17 protein-coding genes are annotated in these 17,740 nt (G+C 56.8%); 3 read left to right on the top strand and 14 right to left on the bottom strand.

What is annotated here, in order from left to right; genetic code table 11:
- Positions 1–5: 5 nt before the first annotated feature.
- The 7 genes from pheS to DFR26_RS09585 form a co-directional block, all read right to left on the bottom strand.
- Positions 6–1,022: a phenylalanine--tRNA ligase subunit alpha gene (gene pheS / locus DFR26_RS09615; RefSeq protein WP_116208754.1), complete on the bottom strand. Its 1,017-nt coding sequence runs from the start codon at positions 1,020–1,022 to the stop codon at positions 6–8.
- A gap of 169 nt (positions 1,023–1,191) precedes the next feature.
- Positions 1,192–1,551 carry a 50S ribosomal protein L20 gene (gene rplT, locus DFR26_RS09610; protein ID WP_116208753.1) on the bottom strand — a complete coding sequence of 120 codons (360 nt, stop codon included), beginning with the start codon at positions 1,549–1,551 and terminating at the stop codon, positions 1,192–1,194.
- Positions 1,552–1,569: 18 nt separating this feature from the next.
- Positions 1,570–1,767, bottom strand: coding sequence for a 50S ribosomal protein L35 (gene rpmI / locus DFR26_RS09605; protein ID WP_116208752.1), 198 nt, complete (start codon positions 1,765–1,767; stop codon positions 1,570–1,572).
- A gap of 102 nt (positions 1,768–1,869) precedes the next feature.
- A complete protein-coding gene (gene infC / locus DFR26_RS09600; RefSeq protein WP_116208751.1) occupies positions 1,870–2,418 on the bottom strand; it encodes a translation initiation factor IF-3 in 549 nt (182 codons plus the stop codon).
- A complete protein-coding gene (gene thrS / locus DFR26_RS09595; protein ID WP_116208750.1) occupies positions 2,408–4,351 on the bottom strand; it encodes a threonine--tRNA ligase in 1,944 nt (647 codons plus the stop codon). Before thrS ends, infC begins: the two co-directional genes overlap by 11 nt.
- Before the next feature lie 69 nt (positions 4,352–4,420).
- Positions 4,421–7,381 carry a translocation/assembly module TamB domain-containing protein gene (locus DFR26_RS09590; RefSeq protein ID WP_116208749.1) on the bottom strand — a complete coding sequence of 987 codons (2,961 nt, stop codon included), beginning with the start codon at positions 7,379–7,381 and terminating at the stop codon, positions 4,421–4,423.
- A complete protein-coding gene (locus tag DFR26_RS09585) occupies positions 7,378–9,180 on the bottom strand; it encodes an autotransporter assembly complex protein TamA (protein WP_116208748.1) in 1,803 nt (600 codons plus the stop codon). Before DFR26_RS09585 ends, DFR26_RS09590 begins: the two co-directional genes overlap by 4 nt.
- 61 nt (positions 9,181–9,241) lie before the next feature.
- Between DFR26_RS09585 and DFR26_RS09580 the strand changes: the two genes are divergently transcribed.
- Positions 9,242–10,522: an MFS transporter gene (locus DFR26_RS09580; protein ID WP_116208747.1), complete on the top strand. Its 1,281-nt coding sequence runs from the start codon at positions 9,242–9,244 to the stop codon at positions 10,520–10,522.
- Here DFR26_RS09580 and ccmE read toward each other — a convergent pair.
- From ccmE to ccmA, 5 genes are read right to left on the bottom strand one after another with little or no spacing between them, the layout of a single operon-like run.
- Entirely contained in the window at positions 10,519–10,971 is a 453-nt protein-coding gene (ccmE, locus tag DFR26_RS09575) for a cytochrome c maturation protein CcmE (protein ID WP_116208746.1), read from the bottom strand. The genes DFR26_RS09580 and ccmE overlap by 4 nt on opposite strands.
- 3 nt (positions 10,972–10,974) lie before the next feature.
- Positions 10,975–11,151, bottom strand: coding sequence for a heme exporter protein CcmD (ccmD, locus tag DFR26_RS11360; RefSeq protein WP_425453367.1), 177 nt, complete (start codon positions 11,149–11,151; stop codon positions 10,975–10,977).
- Between the two features lie 32 nt (positions 11,152–11,183).
- Entirely contained in the window at positions 11,184–11,954 is a 771-nt protein-coding gene (locus DFR26_RS09565) for a heme ABC transporter permease (RefSeq protein ID WP_116208744.1), read from the bottom strand.
- An 11-nt stretch (positions 11,955–11,965) separates the two neighbouring features.
- Positions 11,966–12,637, bottom strand: coding sequence for a heme exporter protein CcmB (gene ccmB, locus DFR26_RS09560; protein ID WP_220375766.1), 672 nt, complete (start codon positions 12,635–12,637; stop codon positions 11,966–11,968).
- Positions 12,637–13,269: a cytochrome c biogenesis heme-transporting ATPase CcmA gene (gene ccmA, locus DFR26_RS09555; RefSeq protein WP_245953057.1), complete on the bottom strand. Its 633-nt coding sequence runs from the start codon at positions 13,267–13,269 to the stop codon at positions 12,637–12,639. The genes ccmB and ccmA overlap by 1 nt, the downstream gene beginning before the upstream one ends.
- Positions 13,270–13,418: 149 nt before the next feature.
- On the opposite strand from ccmA, the gene dsbD reads away from it, so the two are divergent.
- Positions 13,419–15,257, top strand: a complete 1,839-nt coding sequence (gene dsbD, locus DFR26_RS09550; protein WP_181899045.1) for a protein-disulfide reductase DsbD — start codon at positions 13,419–13,421, stop codon at positions 15,255–15,257.
- Positions 15,248–15,886 (top strand): DedA family protein, encoded by a 639-nt coding sequence (locus DFR26_RS09545; RefSeq protein ID WP_116208741.1) that lies wholly within the window; start codon positions 15,248–15,250, stop codon positions 15,884–15,886. The genes dsbD and DFR26_RS09545 overlap by 10 nt, the downstream gene beginning before the upstream one ends.
- Positions 15,887–15,892: 6 nt before the next feature.
- Here DFR26_RS09545 and DFR26_RS09540 read toward each other — a convergent pair whose 3' ends face one another.
- Positions 15,893–16,423, bottom strand: coding sequence for a response regulator transcription factor (locus tag DFR26_RS09540; protein ID WP_245953056.1), 531 nt, complete (start codon positions 16,421–16,423; stop codon positions 15,893–15,895).
- A gap of 13 nt (positions 16,424–16,436) precedes the next feature.
- The gene (locus DFR26_RS09535) at positions 16,437–17,651 is read right to left on the bottom strand and encodes an ATP-binding protein (protein WP_181899044.1); all 1,215 of its coding nucleotides are present in this window, start codon (positions 17,649–17,651) and stop codon (positions 16,437–16,439) included.
- Positions 17,652–17,740 lie beyond the last annotated feature (89 nt).

Below are 17,740 nucleotides of genomic sequence, written 5' to 3'. Positions count from 1 at the left end.
GATATTTAAGAAAATTGGCGCAAGAAACGCACGTCGTTATCGAAAAATAAGCGCAAATCATTGACGCCATAACGCAGCATGGCAAAGCGCTCAACGCCCATGCCAAACGCAAAACCTTGGTATTTTTCAGGGTCGATGCCGCAGTTGCTTAGCACCTGAGGATGCACCATGCCGCAGCCCAAGACTTCGAGCCAGCCAGTTTGTTTACAAACACGACAGCCCTTACCCGCACACATCACGCAGGCAATATCGACTTCGGCAGAAGGCTCGGTAAAGGGGAAATACGAGGGCCGAAAGCGTACGTTCAGATCCTGCTCAAAAAACACCTGCAAGAACTCAGAAATCATGCCTTTCAAATTGGCGAAGCTGACGTTTTCATCGATCAACAAGCCTTCGACTTGATGAAACATGGGCGAATGCGTTAAGTCGGAATCGCAGCGATAGACCCGACCTGGGCAGACAATGCGAATGGGCGGTTGTTGCGATTCCATAACCCGCACTTGCACCGGCGAGGTATGCGTGCGCAAGAGACGATTAGCATCGAAGTAGAAGGTATCGTGCATGGCCCGCGCCGGATGGTGCGAGGGAATATTCAGCGCTTCGAAGTTGTGAAAATCATCTTCGACTTCGGGACCATCGGCGATTTGAAAGCCGGCCTGCGTGAAGAAGTCTTCAATACGCTCCATCACCCGCGTGACTGGATGCAAGCCGCCGGCCTGCTCGCCACGACCAGGCAAGGTGACATCGATCTGCTCGCGGCTGAGTTTATCGGCCAAAGCCTGCGCTTCCAGCGTCGTTTTACGCGCACTAATGGCCTCAGTCACTGCCTCTCGGATAGCATTGAGCTCGGCACCAAAGGCTTTACGCGCGTCAGCATCCATGCCACCAAGGCGCTTAGATTGCGCGCTGAGTAGACTTTTTTTGCCCAAATACTCCACGCGCAGCTGCTCGACACTGGCCACATCGTGCGCTGCAGCCACAGCCGCATTGACGTTATCTACTAAGGCCTGCAAATCACTCATAAACCATCATCTCTTTTAAAACCAATGCATGAAACATCAGTTTTGAATAAATGTGTCTGCGCCAATGGCAGCAAGACAGGTCAATAAAAAAGGGGAAGAACCGCAATGGCCCTTCCCCCTTTATACCGTGCACGCACGGTAGGTCGTCAGCGAACTGACAACCGATCGATCAGGCAGCGAGGCTGGCCTTAGCCTTTTCAGCAATCGCAGCAAAACCGGCAGCATCATGCATAGCAATATCGGCTAATACACGACGGTCGATTTCGATGGATGCCTTTTTCAGACCGTTGATCAAACGGCTATAGGACAAACCGTTTAAACGCGATGCGGCGTTAATACGGGCAATCCACAGGGCACGGAACTGACGCTTTTTCTGGCGACGGTCACGATAAGCATACTGGCCGGCTTTGATAACCGCCTGGAATGCGACGCGATAGACGCGCGAACGAGCACCATAGTAACCCTTGGCGCGATCGAGCACTTTTTTGTGACGACGATGGGCAATTACACCACGTTTTACACGAGCCATTTTTTATCCTCCGTCAGATCAGCAGTTAGGCAGCATACGCAGCACGCTTGGCACGTCACAGGCAGCAACCTGAGTCATGGGGCGCAACTGACGAATACGCTTCGCCGATTTCTTGGTGAGGATGTGGCGCTTGTAGGCTTGCTTACGCTTAAAGCCATTCGCCGTCTTAACGAAGCGCTTAGCAGCGCCGCGTTTGGTCTTGATCTTTGCAGACATTGTGTCTTACCTCGTTTAGTGACCCTTTCAGCCCTGTTGAGCGGTCCGCAGACTGATGCTCAGCTGACTTGGGGGTAAGTCATAAATCAGCGTCCTGCCAACTTATTTCTTTTTCTTGGGACCGATGAGCATGCCCATCAAGCGCCCTTCCATTTTCGGGTGTTGTTCCACAACCCCGATCTCGGCCAGATCGACCTCGATACGTTGCAGCTGCTTTAAACCCAGCTCTTGGTGCGCCATTTCGCGACCGCGAAACCGCAATGTAATCTTACACTTATCGCCATCTTCTAGAAAACGTACGATATTGCGCAGCTTGACTTGATAATCGGCCTCTTCAGTACCCGGACGCAACTTGATCTCTTTGATCTGCATCTGGTGCTGCTTCTTCTTAGCCTCTTTCGCCTGCTGCTTTTTTTCGAAAACGAACTTGCCATAGTCCATGATGCGACACACGGGGGGCTCTGCATCCGCGACAATTTCGACAAGGTCTAGCTCAACGGCTTCAGCCGCTGCCAGTGCCTCACGAATGCCCACAATCCCGACTTGCTCGCCATCTTGGTTGATCAGACGCACTTCGCGGTGCGTAATGTCACCATTGATGGTCGCGCGCTTGCTGTCACGACCCGACTTATTTTCTGGCTTAATGTTCATTCTCCGTTAGTGACCCTTTCTGGGTAATATCCGCCTGCAAACGCTCCATGAACGTGCTCAGCGGCATGCTGCCGAGGTCTTCCCCTCGGCGAGTACGCACAGCCACCAAGCCTTGCTCGGCTTCCCGATCGCCAATAACCAGCATATAGGGAATGCGCTGAAGCGTACGCTCGCGGATTTTATAGCCAACCTTCTCATTTCTCAAGTCGCTAATGGCGCGAAAGCCTTTAGATTTCAAGACTTTTTCCGCTTCTGCGACCGCTGGCGCCTGTTTATCGGTGATATTCATCAGACAAACCTGCACTGGCGACAACCACGTTGGCAAAATACCGGCGTAGTTTTCTAGCAACATGCCAATAAATCGCTCAAATGAGCCGAGAATGGCGCGATGCAGCATGATGGGCCGCTGCCGCGTGCTGTCTTCGGCAACAAAGCTGGCATCGAGACGCTCAGGCAAGTTCGGATCGTATTGCAATGTGCCGCACTGCCAGGCGCGCCCGAGGCAATCATGCAGCGTGAATTCGATTTTCGGGCCATAAAACGCACCCTCGCCGGGCAAGTACGACCAGCTCAAGCCCGACTCATCGAGGGCATCGGCCAAGGCTTTTTCGGCGCGATCCCATTGCTCATCGCTACCAATGCGCTTGGCTGGGCGCGTTGATAGCTTCAAGGTGACATCGTTAAAGCCAAAATCGGCGTAGACCTTGAGGGTGAGGCGAATAAAGTCTGCGGCCTCTTGGCGCACTTGCGCCTCGGTGCAGAAAATATGCGCGTCATCTTGCGTAAAGCCACGCACACGCATGATGCCGTGCAGCGCGCCCGAGGGCTCGTTGCGATGGCAGGCGCCGAACTCAGCCATGCGCAATGGCAGGTCGCGGTATGACTTTAAGCCCTGGTTGAAAACTTGCACATGGCAGGGGCAATTCATCGGCTTCACCGCATAATCACGGCTTTCCGATTGCGTGGTGAACATATTCTCGGCGTAATTGCCCCAATGCCCAGACTTTTCCCAGAGCACGCGATCAACGACTTGCGGCGTACGCACCTCAACATAGCCCGCCTCACGCTGGATGCGGCGCATGTACTGCTCGACTTCCTGATAAATCGTCCAGCCATGCGGGTGCCAAAACACCATGCCCGGCGCTTCTTCTTGCAAGTGAAATAGGTTTAGCGCGCGCCCGATTTTGCGATGGTCACGTTTTTCTGCCTCTTCAATGCGCTGAATATAGGCGGCAAGCTGCTTTTTATCGGCCCAGGCGGTGCCATAGACGCGCTGTAATTGCTCGTTATTGGCATCCCCTCGCCAATACGCACCGCTTAACTTAGTCAGCTTAAAGACCTTCAAAAAGCGCGTGTTGGGCACGTGGGGACCGCGGCACATATCCACGTATTCTTCGTGATGGTAGAGGCCCATGGCGGTTTCATCGGGCATGTCCTCGATGAGGCGGAGCTTGTACTCTTCGCCACGCGCCGTAAACAGCTCAATAACCTCGGCCCGCGGCGTCATTTTTTTCACCACGTTATATTCGGTGGCGATCAACTCCTTCATGCGCGCCTCAATCGCCGCCAGATCATCGGGCGTAAAGGGCCGCTCATAGGCGATGTCGTAATAAAAGCCCTCAGCAATCACCGGGCCGATGACCATTTTCGCGGTGGGAAACAGCTGCTTCACGGCATGACCGACCAAATGCGCACACGAGTGGCGAATAATCTCGACACCCGCCTCATCTTTGGGCGTGATGATCTGTAGCTGCGTGTCCTCGCTGATGAGATCGCAGGCATCGATGAGGCGCGCCTCGCCATCGACGCTCAACAGACGACCGGCAATGGTGACTTTCGCCAAGCCAGGGCCGATGCTCGATGCCACGTCCATCACGCTGACAGGCTGCTCAAACTCGCGCTGCGAGCCATCGGGCAAGGTAATAACCGGCATCAAAACTCCCCTAGTCCGACCGTGTCGGCGCAACTGATTAGGCGTAGAAATTAGCGCGCAAGTGTAGCGCTAAAAGCGCCAGCTATAAAACAAGGTTATTGCCGACTCTAAAGCGCTCAACGCCTCCAATGAGAGTCGGCGATTAATTTGATAGCGCACGGTCACCGATTGCGACGGCTGAAACACGCCGCGGCCAATGCTCAACCACAGTTTCGGGCTTAAGCGCCCCGATACCGCCACCTCGGTGGCCTCAGAGTCGCCTTGCGTGCCAATGGCAAAATCGCTGATACCTAAACGCTGGCCGAGCAGACCAATGGCGCCGGTTTTACCTGTCACATTCAGCGCCGCGCTGAGTGCTAGGGCTTGCTTATCGGCGGCGCTGGGCTCGGTGTTATTGCCGAGCGAACGCCCCAGCACCAAGTACGAGAGGATTTCATCCTGCGACATGGGGCTATCGCTGGTCAGCGTCACTGTCGGTTTCGGCGCCTGCCCCATGACCGTGACACCAACGCGGACGCCATCGACTTCACGCGAGGCCATTAGGCGTATGTCGGGCGAGCTGAGGGGGCCGGCAAACAATAAACGCCCCTGCTCGATGTCTAAGCGTTGGCCGTAGGCAGCAAATTGCGCATTTGGCTTGAGACTAATGTCACCGTTTGCCGCCAATGTACTGCTCGGTGATTGCGTGAGTAACAGCTGTCCGCGCAAGCCTGCCGCAAGCCCATAGCCGGTCAACGAAATGGCATCGCCCAAAAGCACTCGCACATGCAAATCCAGTGGCAATCCGCCCTCAGATGCCGTCGTAGCAACAGGCTCGCCTTTGCTATTGCGCACAATGACCACATCTGGCGAGGGCTTCGGTGCACCAGCCGCCAATGCCTTCAGCGTAATATCTGCGCGATTAACGAGCACATCACCAGCCACACGCAACTGCTGATCTTGCCAGGCAATGTTGAGCGCCGGCGAAACACGTCCCTGCACCCACGGCGCATACGCAAACGCTAATTGATCGCCAGTGACTTGCATGGCCAGAGTTAGTGCTGGTTGCCAGGCGGCCTCCCCGGTAATGGCTAATGTGCCGGCACTGGTGTCGGTCAACGCTGCGCTGAAGCGCGTGCGTTGACCGAGCAACTCGCCATCAAGATTCACGCTCGGCCACGACAACCCGTAACGAGGCCATTGCACGCTGGCATCAAGCCCCCACTGACCATGAACGCGTGGCTCGGCGAGACTGCCACTGACGCGCACCTGACCCTGACTTTGCCCAGTGAGGCTTAGATTATCCGGCAAGGCCATGGGCAATGCCGCGAGGTTGATGGCCTGCCAACGTACATCGGCATCGAGCGCGGGATCTGCTGCGGACGGATCGCGGCGCAGCGTTGCCTCCAGCTCACCGCCTGTGGGGGCGGTGGCGCGAAGTGTCGCTAACCATTGCTGTGGTGACAGCGTTGCATCGGTGCAAACCTGCCAAGCACTCAATGCCGGATCGACTTGCCGCCAGCACGCCGGGGCCAGCGCGCTAGTGTCTGCTGATAGCTCTATGGCCGCGGGCTTTCTGAGCTGCCAACGACCCTGCGCCGGGGTCAGCGTGGCGCTAGCAAGCTGACCATGCCAACGTTTTTCAGCCAATAAAGCCGTGCCAGTCGCGCTTAGCGACAACGTTGCAGCTGGCGCGTGCACCTGGGCGGTGACACGGTGCGCGGCTAAGCCGCCATCCATACGAAGCTGCGCCGACGACAGCCACGGCGTGGCACTGCCTGGGGCGCCGAGATTGCTGAGGTTTAGCTGTATTTTGCCCTGACCATCGGGCCAATGACCGCGCCATGTGGCCTGCGCATTGAAGGCGCCGGCAACCGACGACTGGAAACGCTGAAGGCGAGCAATTGCCACGCGGGCCTTGATGCCTGAGCTAGGCCAGCCACTGACATTTATCTGCGCATCGGCCAGGCTCATGGCCAGCTGCGTGTGCTCCGGATGATCCTGCTGATAGCGCGCCGATACGCGCCAAGGTGCACGCCCCATTTGCCCCACCCAAGCGAGTGTCGCCTGCAATGCACCCTGCTCAAGTCGCCAGCGCAACGGCCCGCTCAAGTGCGCGCGGCGTGGCGCATTAGCAGGCCAGTCCAACGTTGATTGCTCGCGCAAGCTGGCGCGTAAATCCAGCGCCAATTCGCCTTGCGCCGTGGAGCCAGCAAATGTCATGGCACCAGGCTCTAGGCGCCAATCATCTTGGCCAGGCGGTTGCCATTGCGGCCACGACAAGCGACCACGAAATGGCAACGTCGGCAGCAAGGCATTGACGCGTGCCTCTAAGGCAATGGGGTATTGCGCCGGCCCACGCAGACGCGCGCGCAGGACCGACAGGTCGCCATCAAGCTGGATGCGCTGGCTGGCAAGATCTGGCCCATTGAGCATCAGCGTGGCGGCTAATGGCCATTGATCGCGTAAGTTCAGCGCTGCCTGCGCCGCCAATTGCCAGCGCGCATACGCGGCACTCAACCGATGCACGGTGACGCCAGTGGCCTCGCCCTCGGCATCTAAAGCGAGCGACTCAAGCTGCACCGGCTCGGCGTTATAGGCCGTCCATTGCAGCGTATTGATGGCCAGCTCTGGCAACGCCCAAGCAAATGGCAATGCCAAGCGTGGTGGCACAAATACCGCTGGCTCACTGGGCTTTAATACCGTGACGGCAACGCGTTCGCTGCGCACATAATCCAGCGCAAGTTGCCCGCGCAGGAGTGCGCGAAAACGCACCGCTACCGAGAGTTGCTCAACGCGAACCGCCAGCGACTCATTGCGCCACGATAATGACTCCAGCGTCAGCCCGCCAGCCAAACTGCCACCAATGCCATTGAGCTCAAGGCCCGGCACCGCCGGCTTGGCCTGTTGCCATAGCCAACGGGGTGCGGACTCACTAAACAGCATCGCGCCCAGTGCCAATAGGATGAGCAACAGCAGATAAAAAGCGCCAGTGCGCAGCACGCGCCCCGCCCATCGCAGCCCACGACGAGGCGCGCTAACGGCCGTCATAACGGCGCACCCAAGGTTAAATGCACACGCCACGGTGCCCCTGGCTCCGAAATGGCCGAAGCCATATCAAAACGCACTGGGCCTACCGGCGAGATCCAGCGCATACCAACGCCTGCACCTAGCTTCAGCGGCTGCCAGCCACCGGTAAACGCATTACCCGCATCTAAAAATACCGCTGGCCGCCAGCTCGGCAACCAACGCCAAGCGTACTCAAACGAGCCCACCACTAGGTTTTGACCGCCAATGCTCTCGCCATTGGCGTTACGTGGCGATAAGCGCCGGTAGTCATAACCACGCACACTGCTGTCGCCGCCGGCATAAAACCGAGTGCTCGGTGCTACCGCTTGAAAGTCATCGCTAATGATGTGCCCGAGCTCAACACGCGCGAGCAACATATGACGCTGCGCCAACGTGGTTAGCCAGCGCCAATTACCGCGCAATAATAAATAATCGGCATCGGAGAAGACCGCCGTACTCGCTGTTTCCAGATGATATTGCTGGCGAAAACCGTGCGTAGGATCAAGGCCGCCGCGACTGCGCAGCTTCGAGACACTCAGGCTCGGCACGAAAAATTGCTGCGCATCAGACTCACCACTTTGACGGCGAAAGCGCTCTTCGCTGAGCTCTAGGCCATAGGTGCGTTGCCAACCGGCTTTCGGCGCAATAACACGCTGCACGCCCACCACCGTCTGGGTCGTTTGCGTGTCATCAATGTCATCTTGCGAAATGCCCGCCAGTAGCTGAATCGTGTCCTCAATGGGATGCTTATAGGGCAGCCGATAGCGCACCTCCGCCTGCTGACGCACCACAGAAAACTCGCTGCTGGCCTCAATGCCATGGCCTTGCGCATTTAAGCGCGGGCGCTGCCAATTAACACTGACACGCGGCCCAACATCCGTGGCAAAACCAAGGCCAATAGACACTTTATTTGGCTCTCGAATATCAACTTGCACTAACACCGGCCGGCGACCGTGCGCGTCGGGTGCTTGCAAATCCACACGCACATCATGGAAATAGCGCGTATCGAGTAAGTTTTTTTGTAGCGTCACTAGGTGTTTGGCGCTGATGGCATCACCGACTTGAAAAGGCGTCAAGGTCGCCAGCCACCGGGGCGCTAAAGCTTCTAAAGCGCGGCCTTGCTGGTCAATAAAGCGCACCTCGCCAAAATGAGAACGCTCGCCACGATCGTAAATCAGCGTGATATCGGCAGTGCGACTGAAAAGGTCGAGGGCAATGCGCTGGGTGCGCCATTGTGCCGCGTAATACCCACGCGAAAGTGCTAAGGCATCCACGGACTGCTTAAAGTCGCTGTAGACGGATTGCACCAAAATATCGCCGGTGCTGAGCGGAAAGTCTGGCGCTTGAAAGCCGCGATCGGCGTGCTCCATGCCCTGCCATTGCACCGATACCTTAGCCACACGCACCGGCTCGCCCGCCAACACGTGCACCGCCATACCCTCACCGCGCGGCGTCACGCTCACCTGCGCGTGGTAATAACCTTCTGCTTTTAGCGTCTCAACAACCGCATCGTGCACGGCAATCGCTTGTGTGGCTTTGGCTGCCGCTGTCAACGCCGGCGCTGGCTTCTTGGTCAGGTCAATCGCATCAAGCAAAGCCGCTTTTTCATGCCACGGACTCGCCGCCGCGCTCACCGCCTCGGTCAGTGATTTTGGTGACACGTCATAGCGCCAATCATCTGCATAGGCATTTGTCAGGCCCAAGCAACTCATCAACACCACACATAAGACCGAGACCAACGCGCGCAAAGCCACCTCCCGCGAAAAATTATCCGCCATCATAGCGATTATCGACGCAGTCTGGGCATACTCGGCCTTACTTTCACCGTCATGAGCGCTTGCTATGCCATCTCTAGGTCAGGTTCTGGGTCAGCGACAATTTTGGCCGCTCTTCGGGACGCAGTTTTTCGGCGCCTTCAACGACAACGCCTTTAAGCAGGCGCTGATCTTATTGCTGACCTACCAAACCGCCACTTACAGCGACTTGCCGGTTGGACTGCTGACTAATTTATGCGCGGGCTTGTTTATTTTGCCGTTCTTTTTATTTTCTGGGATTGCGGGCCAATGGGCTGACCGCTTTGAAAAAGCGCAGCTCGCACGGCAAATAAAGGTATTGGAAATTGTCTTGATGAGCGTCGCCTGCATCGGATTTTATATGCAGTCACTGACCTTGCTACTGATCACGCTGTTCGGCATGGGAACCCAGTCAGCATTATTTGGTCCGATCAAATACGCGTGGCTACCCGAACGCTTAGCGCCGAGCGCCTTAATGCCCGCCAATGCCCTAGTGGAAACCGCCACCTCGCTGGCGATTTTGCTTGGTAGTTTATTTGGCGGCGTGCTGGTCACCGTTTTTAATGCCGATGTGACTGTACTCGGCGCCAGCCTCATTGCCTTGGCCCTCGTGGGTTGGGCATTTAGCCGCAAAATGCCCGCTGGCATGGCCATCGCCGCCAAACAACGCACCGATTACCACCTCATGCGCAATACCAAAGCCTGTCTCGCGACGCTTCGGCGCAGCGCATTTCGCTGGCGTTTGAGCCTTGGCATTTCGTGGTTTTGGTTATTTGGCGCGCTCTGGCTAACGCAGCTACCCGAATACACACAACGCTATTTGGGTGGTGATGCCGGCGTGGCTACCGCGCTGTTGGTGCTATTTTCAGTGGGCATTGGCGCCGGCTCGCTGGCCTGCCATGTGCTAGTCAACTACCTGCCGCCAGGGCGCGTGGTCATGCTGGGCGGGCTGTTGATGGCGGCATTAAGCTTACTCATTCCGCGTGAGGCCGCCGTCGGCGAACTGCTCAATGTGTCGCAATGGCTCACGGCACCTGGCGCTTGGCGGCATATCGGCCAGCTAACCGCTGTGGGCTTCAGTGCCGGCTTATATATTGTGCCGCTGTATGCACTTATTCAGCACGATGCCGAGGCCCATGAGCGCGCGCAAGTGATCGCCGGCATCAACGTACTGAATGCGCTGTTTATGGTCGCCAGCGCTTTAGCGGCCATGGTTATTTTGGGTGTTGCCGGCCTCTCGCTCTATAGCCTGCTGATGGGGCTTGGCGTACTGACGTTATTGACCACTTGGCGTTGGCGCTTCCAGCAAGCGCCAAGTGCAGCGCATTAGTAGGCTGCTTTGTTGCCATCGCCAGGATGGCCGGCGGCCTCAATAGCCTCTTTAACGCGCGGCGGCATATAGTTTTCATCATGCTTGGCCAACACCTCATCGGCCATCACTTCACCATTGCTCCAGACGCCATTTGCCACGATACCCTGACCCTCGCGAAATAAGTCCGGCAAGATGCCGTTAAATTGCACGGGCACATTCGCTTGCAAATCACTGAGCATAAAACGCACCGCCAAGCTATCCGCTGAGCGCTGCACGGAGCCCTGCACCACCAGTCCGCCCACTTGAATGCGTCGACCCTCTTGCGCCTCGTTGGCGGCTAACTGCGAGGGCGTGTAAAACAAATTGATGTTTTGCCGTAACGCATAACTCGCTAATGCCACTACGGCGCCCAGCCCTAGCAGCAAGGCAATGATCCAAATCAAACGGCGACGACGTTGCGGGTGCATGACTTAGTGCTCCTGAGAGGTGGAATGAGAAATGATGGGCGCGCGCTGTTGCGCGTGATGCCGCCGACGTTGCTGCTTTAGCCAACGTTGCTGACTGACACGTGAGGCCATAATGAGCGCCGCTAGGCTAAACGCCATCAGCCCATAGGATGCCCAGACATACGGCGCGTGGCCCCCCATGGCGAAAAATGCTGCCCAGCTGGAAAAGTACATCAGTGCTTGCCCCCTGCCGTCCCTTGAATAACGCCTTGCGCCCAGCGGCTGCGTACCTCACGCCGTAAAATTTCATGGCGACTGCGCATCAGCACCACGCTAACAAAGACGCAGTAAAGCCCGACAAACATCACTAACAAAGGCAAATACATTTCTGGCGGCATGGTTGGGCGCTCAGTAATGCGAAATGTCGAGCCCTGATGCAGGGTGTTCCACCATTCCACGGAATATTTAATGATGGGCAAATTGATGACACCCACCAGCGCCAATAAAGCGGCAGCTTTACTGCCTTGGCTTTGGCTGTCGAAGGCCTGCTGTAGCGCCATCACGCCGCAATATAAAAACAGCAAAATAAGCATAGAAGTGAGACGCGCATCCCACACCCAGTAAGTGCCCCACGTGGGTTTGCCCCACAACGCCCCGGTAATCAGTGCCATGAGGCAAAAAAGCGCGCCCACTGGCGCTGCCGCACGTGCCACGGCCGCTGCGGTTTTCACACGCCAGACCAGCGTGATTACGGCACAACTCGCGAGCAGCAAGTAGCCGCCCATGGCAAGGCTCGCCGCGGGCACATGAATAAAGATGATGCGATAACTATTGCCCTGCTGGTAATCCGCAGGGGCAATCGCCAAGCCCCACACGAGGCCGACGCTAACGAGTAATACCGCGGGCCAAACAAACCATGGCAGCCATAAACCGCTGAGGCGATAAAAGTGTTGTGGGCTGACCGTGCTTTCAATACTTGCCCACAGGCGCTTGAGAAATTTCATCGTGTGTTGCCCTAATCAATACTGTTGTGCAGGCCAAGTGCGGCGGCGCTAGCGAGCGGCGCGATCATCAGTGCAAGCAGCAAAAACGCCGCCAGCAACGCTAAAAACCCCGCAACAGGCTGGCCAATAACACTCGCCTGCACAGCCGCTGTAGCAAAAATCACCACGGGAATATGCAGTGGCAAGGTAATCAGTGGCACCAGCAAGCCGCCGCGTCGCAAACTCACGGTCAAGGCGGCACCAATGGCGCTAATTAAACTCAACGTTAAGGTGCCCATGAGCAGCGTTAAGCACAGCACACCCATGGCCTGCACCGGCAAATTAAGCAGTAACGCGGCCAATGGCGCTAATAGCGTCAGGCACAGCCCCGTTAGCAGCCAATGCGCGAGAATTTTTGCCAGCACCAGCACGGCCATCGGTGTTGAATGTAATGACAATTGCTCAAGCGTGCCATCGTCAAAGTCACTACGAAACAGACCATCCATGGCTAATAACACCGCCAGCAATGCCGCGATCCAGATGATGCCGCCTGCCAACATGCGCAGAGCATCGGGCGCCGGGCTGACCGCCAGAGGCACCAACGCAATGACCATCAGAAAAAATACTAAGGGGTTCAACCAACCGCCGCCTTGGCGCAAACCAATACGTAGGTCGCGCATCATCACCGCCATAAATGCTGACATTAATCACGCCCCTCTGGCAGCGGCAACAGGTCAACATAGTGCACTGGGCAACTGACGTGGAGCTGATGGTGCGTGGTCAACAACACCACCCCACCATGCGCTGCATGAGCTACCAGCCAGCCCTCCAGCTCGCGCACACCGGCCTGATCGATGGCGGTGAAAGGCTCATCTAACAGCCACAAGGCAACCGGCTCGGTAAACAGTCGCGCTAATGCCACCCGCCGTAACTGTCCCGCCGATAACTGGTGGCACGGCATGTCATCGTAACCGGCTAATTTCACCGTATTGAGGGCATAAGATATCGTTTCAGGCGGCAGCGACACACCTCGACAAGCGGCCAACGCCGTGAGGTTTTCGGCAACACTGAGGGCTGATTTAATGCCTGGCAAATGCCCGAGATAAAGCAGGTTATGTAGAAAATCATCGCGATCATTGTGGCTGTCATAGGCCAACCAACTGACGAGCCCTGCGCGATGGCCAGCAAGGCCGGCAATATGTTTTAACAACGTGGTTTTACCGGCGCCATTCGGTCCACGAATTTGCGTGATCGACCCCGCGGGCAATGCCAATGCGACATCGCGATATAAGCAGCGATCCTCACGCCACGCAGTCAACCCTTGCACCCGTAACACGGCCACCCCCAGAAAAATCTGCGCGTAGTGTAGCCTAAGCGCATGCCCTGTGCGTCTAGGTACTGAGTCTTTGCAGCACGATCATTAGCAGGCCATAATCGCCCGCTTACGTTCTGTGCTTTCCACTTAATATCCACGTGAATATGCCCATGCCCTGCTCGCAGCGTTTGCTCTCAATGCTCATTGCCACTGTTTTGCTGATTAGCGCCAGCATCACACAGGCGGTGGGACTATTTGATACCAGTCCCTCGGCTGGCGAGTTTTTGCCCGTTGAGCAGGCCTTTGTGCCCAGCGTCATCAGCGATGAAGGCGACTTGCTGCTGCACTTTGCCATCAGCCCCGGGTATTACCTCTACGACAAGCAGTTTCAACTGCAATGGGCCGATGGCAGCATCGCACCTGTATTGCCGCCACACAGCACATCGCGAGCCGGCGACATGCTAGATGACCCCACCTTTGGCCGCGTGGCGGTGTTTCGAGACGCTATCGATTTACGCATCGCGGCACCAGCCCATGAAGCTACGGGTGAAGCCTCGCTGTTGGTTCGCTATCAAGGCTGCGCCGATGCCGGCCTATGTTATCCACCGCAAGTATGGTCCGTGCCAGTCGACTTGACTCGCTGGCGACCGAGCATTGACGGCGCCATAGCGCCCGTACCACCCGTAGCGCCCGGAGCAAAAAGCGCACCGGCTCCGGTGGCGCCCGATGCCAGTAATGCCAGCGCCTTGGCACTCTGGCTTGGCAGCGCCTCGTTCATTGTTGTGCTTGGCGTGTTTTTAGCGTTGGGCATTGGCTTGGCATTTACGCCCTGTGTCTTGCCCATGTTGCCGATTTTATCGGCGATTATTGCCGGCCAAAAAACACCGACCGCGCGCCAAGGCTTTTTGCTTGCACTCAGCTATGTGCTCGGTATGAGCTTGATGTACACGCTCGCCGGTCTACTTATTGCTAGTCTCGGGGCCGCCGCTAATATCTCAGCGCTACTGCAAAACCCAACGGTGCTCATCAGCTTCGCGCTGCTCTTTGTTGGCTTGGCCGTGATGCTTTGGCAAGGCCGCGCACTCGCGTTGCCGCAGGCCTGGCAGGAAAAGATTCAGCGCGCGCAAACTCAGCAGCGCGGTGGCTTATACGGCTCCGTTTTCATCATGGGAGCAATTAGCAGCGTGATTGTCTCGCCGTGCGTATCGGCGCCCTTGGCCGGTGTCATGTTGTTTTTGAGCACCAGCCAAGATGCACTGCTCGGCGCTAGCGCGTTATTTGCGCTAAGCCTAGGCATGGGCTTGCCGCTGCTCATTTTAGGCGCCGGCGGCGGGCGTTTAATTCCAAAAGCAGGCGCCTGGATGGACATCATCAAGCGCTTATTTGCCTGGGGCCTAGTCGCCGTCGCCGTCTCCATGGTGCTGCGCTTACTCAGCCCCGCGCAGGCTCAAATTGGCTGGGGTGTGTTTTTTGGCCTCACGGCCTTAGGCCTGATGAGCGTTGCCAGTACACGCCGCGCACTAGCACTGATCGTGGCAACATGCCTCATGACCTATGGCGGCAGTTTGGTGTGGTCCGGCGCTCAGGGCGGCCAACAACTGCTATCGCCTTGGCATATACCCGCAGCACGCACCACAACTGGCGAAGATGGCCTCGGCTTTTTGCGCGTCAATGACCGAGCGGCGCTAGAGCGGCTCATTGCTGAGGCAAAAACCGCTGGTCAGCCGGTGATTGTTGATGTGTATGCCGACTGGTGTGTGAGCTGCATTGAGATGGAGCATGACGTGCTATCCAAGCCACAAATTCAAGCGCTAATGGAACCGGCTCGGCGCATCAAATTTGATATCACTGAGACCACCGCGGATCAGCTGGCGTGGATGCAAGACAACGCGCTTTTCGGCCCGCCAGCGTATTTATTTTGGGATGCCCAAGGCACAGCACAAGCACCGGTGATTGGTGCTACCTCATTGACAAACTTTGCCGCACATTTGGAGCGCGTATGGAACTGATCGACTTTATTTTGCATGTCGACGCCCACTTAAAAGCCTTTGCTGATGAGCATGGCGCAATGATGATCTACGGCCTACTATTTCTGATCGTGTTTGTTGAAACTGGCGTGGTAGTGATGCCTTTTTTGCCTGGCGACAGTCTGCTGTTTGCCGCCGGCGCATTGGCTGCAACGGGCATCATGGATCCGGTCACGCTGACCTTCTTGCTCTGGTTCGCGGCGGTCTTGGGTGATAACTGCAACTATTGGGTCGGCCGCAGCATTGGCGAGCGCGTCTACACCTGGGATTCACGCTGGATACGCCGCAAAGACCTCGATCGAACGCAGGCATTTTTTGCCCGCCACGGCGGCAAAACCATTGTGATTGCTCGCTTTATGCCGATTGTGCGAACACTGGCGCCGTTTGTGGCCGGCGTGGGCCACATGAACTATCGCCGCTTTTTCCCGATTGATGTGTTTGGCGGCATTTTGTGGGTGGGCAGCTTTGTTTGGTTAGGCCATGCCTTCGGCAACCTGCCGGTGGTGAAAGAGAATTTCATCTTGGTGATTTTCGGCATCATTGGCTTGAGCATACTGCCGGGCATTATTGGCTTTATTAAAGGCCGCCGAGCTGGCCCGACGCTGCCCTAATAAGGCCTAATGCGCCACTGGCCGTTTACTCAAGCGCCGCTGCAAGGTGCGCCGGTGCATGCCTAAACGCCGAGCCGCTGCTGAGATATTGCCCCTCTCTTCTAGCAGAATACGCTGGATGTATTCCCACGTCAGGCGGTCAATACTGGGCTCTGGCGCCGCCGCTGGCGTACTGACTGGCAATGGCGCCTCGCCATGCCCCAATGCTCGCAAAATATCATCGACGGCGGCGGGTTTCGCCAAATAATTGATGGCACCGCGCTTCACTGCCTCAACGGCTGTCGCAATTGAGCTAAAGCCGGTCAGCATGAGCAAGCGCATAGCCGGGCGAATGGCCAATAACTCGGGCAATAACGCCAAACCAGAGGCATCGGCAAGGCGTAAATCCACCACTGCCGCATCAGGCCCAAACTCCAACGCACGCCCCAAAGCCGAGGCGCGATCTGAAGCCACAGTAACAACGCAGCCCCGGCGCTCACAGGCTCGAGCGAGTGCCGCGCGAAAACTTTCATCGTCATCAATAATTAGTAAGCGCATGGCGCACTCCTGCTTAGTACTCTGGGGCATGAATAGGCAACTCAATATGCACCGTCGCGCCCTGATCATTTGCCAAGATTAATTGCCCGCCAAGTTCATCAAGGGTGATGCAAGCCAAGCACAGCCCCAAACCCAAGCCATCGGGTTTTTCACTGGCATAGGGCTCCAGCCGTCGCTCGCGGGCCGCCGCCAACATGGCCGCACTAAAGCCGGGGCCGTCATCAGAAATACTGCAGTAAAAATGCGTGGCGCTGAGACGTGCATGCACGCGCACCTCGGTTGTCGGCGCCTCCAAGGCATTTTTTAACACATGGCTAATGACTTGCTGGGCCTTCCACGGCAGCGCCAATAGCGCGTGCGGCGATGCTAATTGCACGCGAATCGGCGTTTGCACATACGCCTCACGCAGCGGTGCAAGCAAATGCTCCATCAGCGACGCCAGTGCTTGTTCAGGCAAATGCTCGGGATGCTGCGCCTGCTCGCGCAACTCAGCCAAAATGCCTCGGCAGCGCTGTAGCTGCGCCTGCACATCGCTGCGCACACTGGCTGGTGCGGCATCTAACTCTTCAGCTAATAAAGTCAGTGTGGCAATGGGCGTGGCCAGGTCGTGTACCGCGGTAGCGGCCAAAGATCCTAGCGCAAGGGCTTGGTCCCTGAGCAATTGCTGGCGTTGTTGCTCAACGTGATGGCGCTCTTGTGCGCGTAAGCGCTGATGCATTCTGCCGAGAAAAAACACCAACAAACCGGCGCTAATACCAAAGTTTGCCCACATACCCAGTAAATGGCCTTCATAACTATGCCATGGCCAAGGCACGGGCAAGGCGGCACTTGGCCACCAAAACAATATGCCGTACGCGACCAGCATGAGTAGCGCCAAACTATAAGTTTGACGCGTCGCTAGCGTCGAGGCTGCCACGGCTAACGGCACTAAATAATACGTCACGAAGGGATTGCTGCTGCCACCGCTTTCATGAAATAGCCACGTCAGCACCACGAGATCGAACAGAAGCTGCAGAAAAAGCTCATCAGGATCAACCGCATGCGCAGCACGCAAACGTAACTGACTGAGCACATTGATGACGATCAACAGCGCAAATGCCATCACCAAGCTCGTAGACCAGCTCGGTGCCGGCGTCAGCCACCACTGACAAATGCTCGCTGTCAGCACCAGCAATAAAGCAAAGGCCCAGCGCAAGTTCACCAGCATTTGCACATGCCGACGAAGCATGGTCTCGGAATGCAAAAAAGCACCACGTGGGTGCTTTTTTGTAACCGGTGGGCTCGCCACAGACATCAACGCGGCGGCCGAGCCACGGG

It is taken from the genome of Paraperlucidibaca baekdonensis (assembly GCF_003387535.1).
GTDB lineage: Bacteria > Pseudomonadota > Gammaproteobacteria > Pseudomonadales > Moraxellaceae > Perlucidibaca > Perlucidibaca baekdonensis.
The sequence above is the reverse complement of the archived record's forward strand: the minus strand, read 5'-3'. Positions and strand labels throughout refer to the sequence as shown.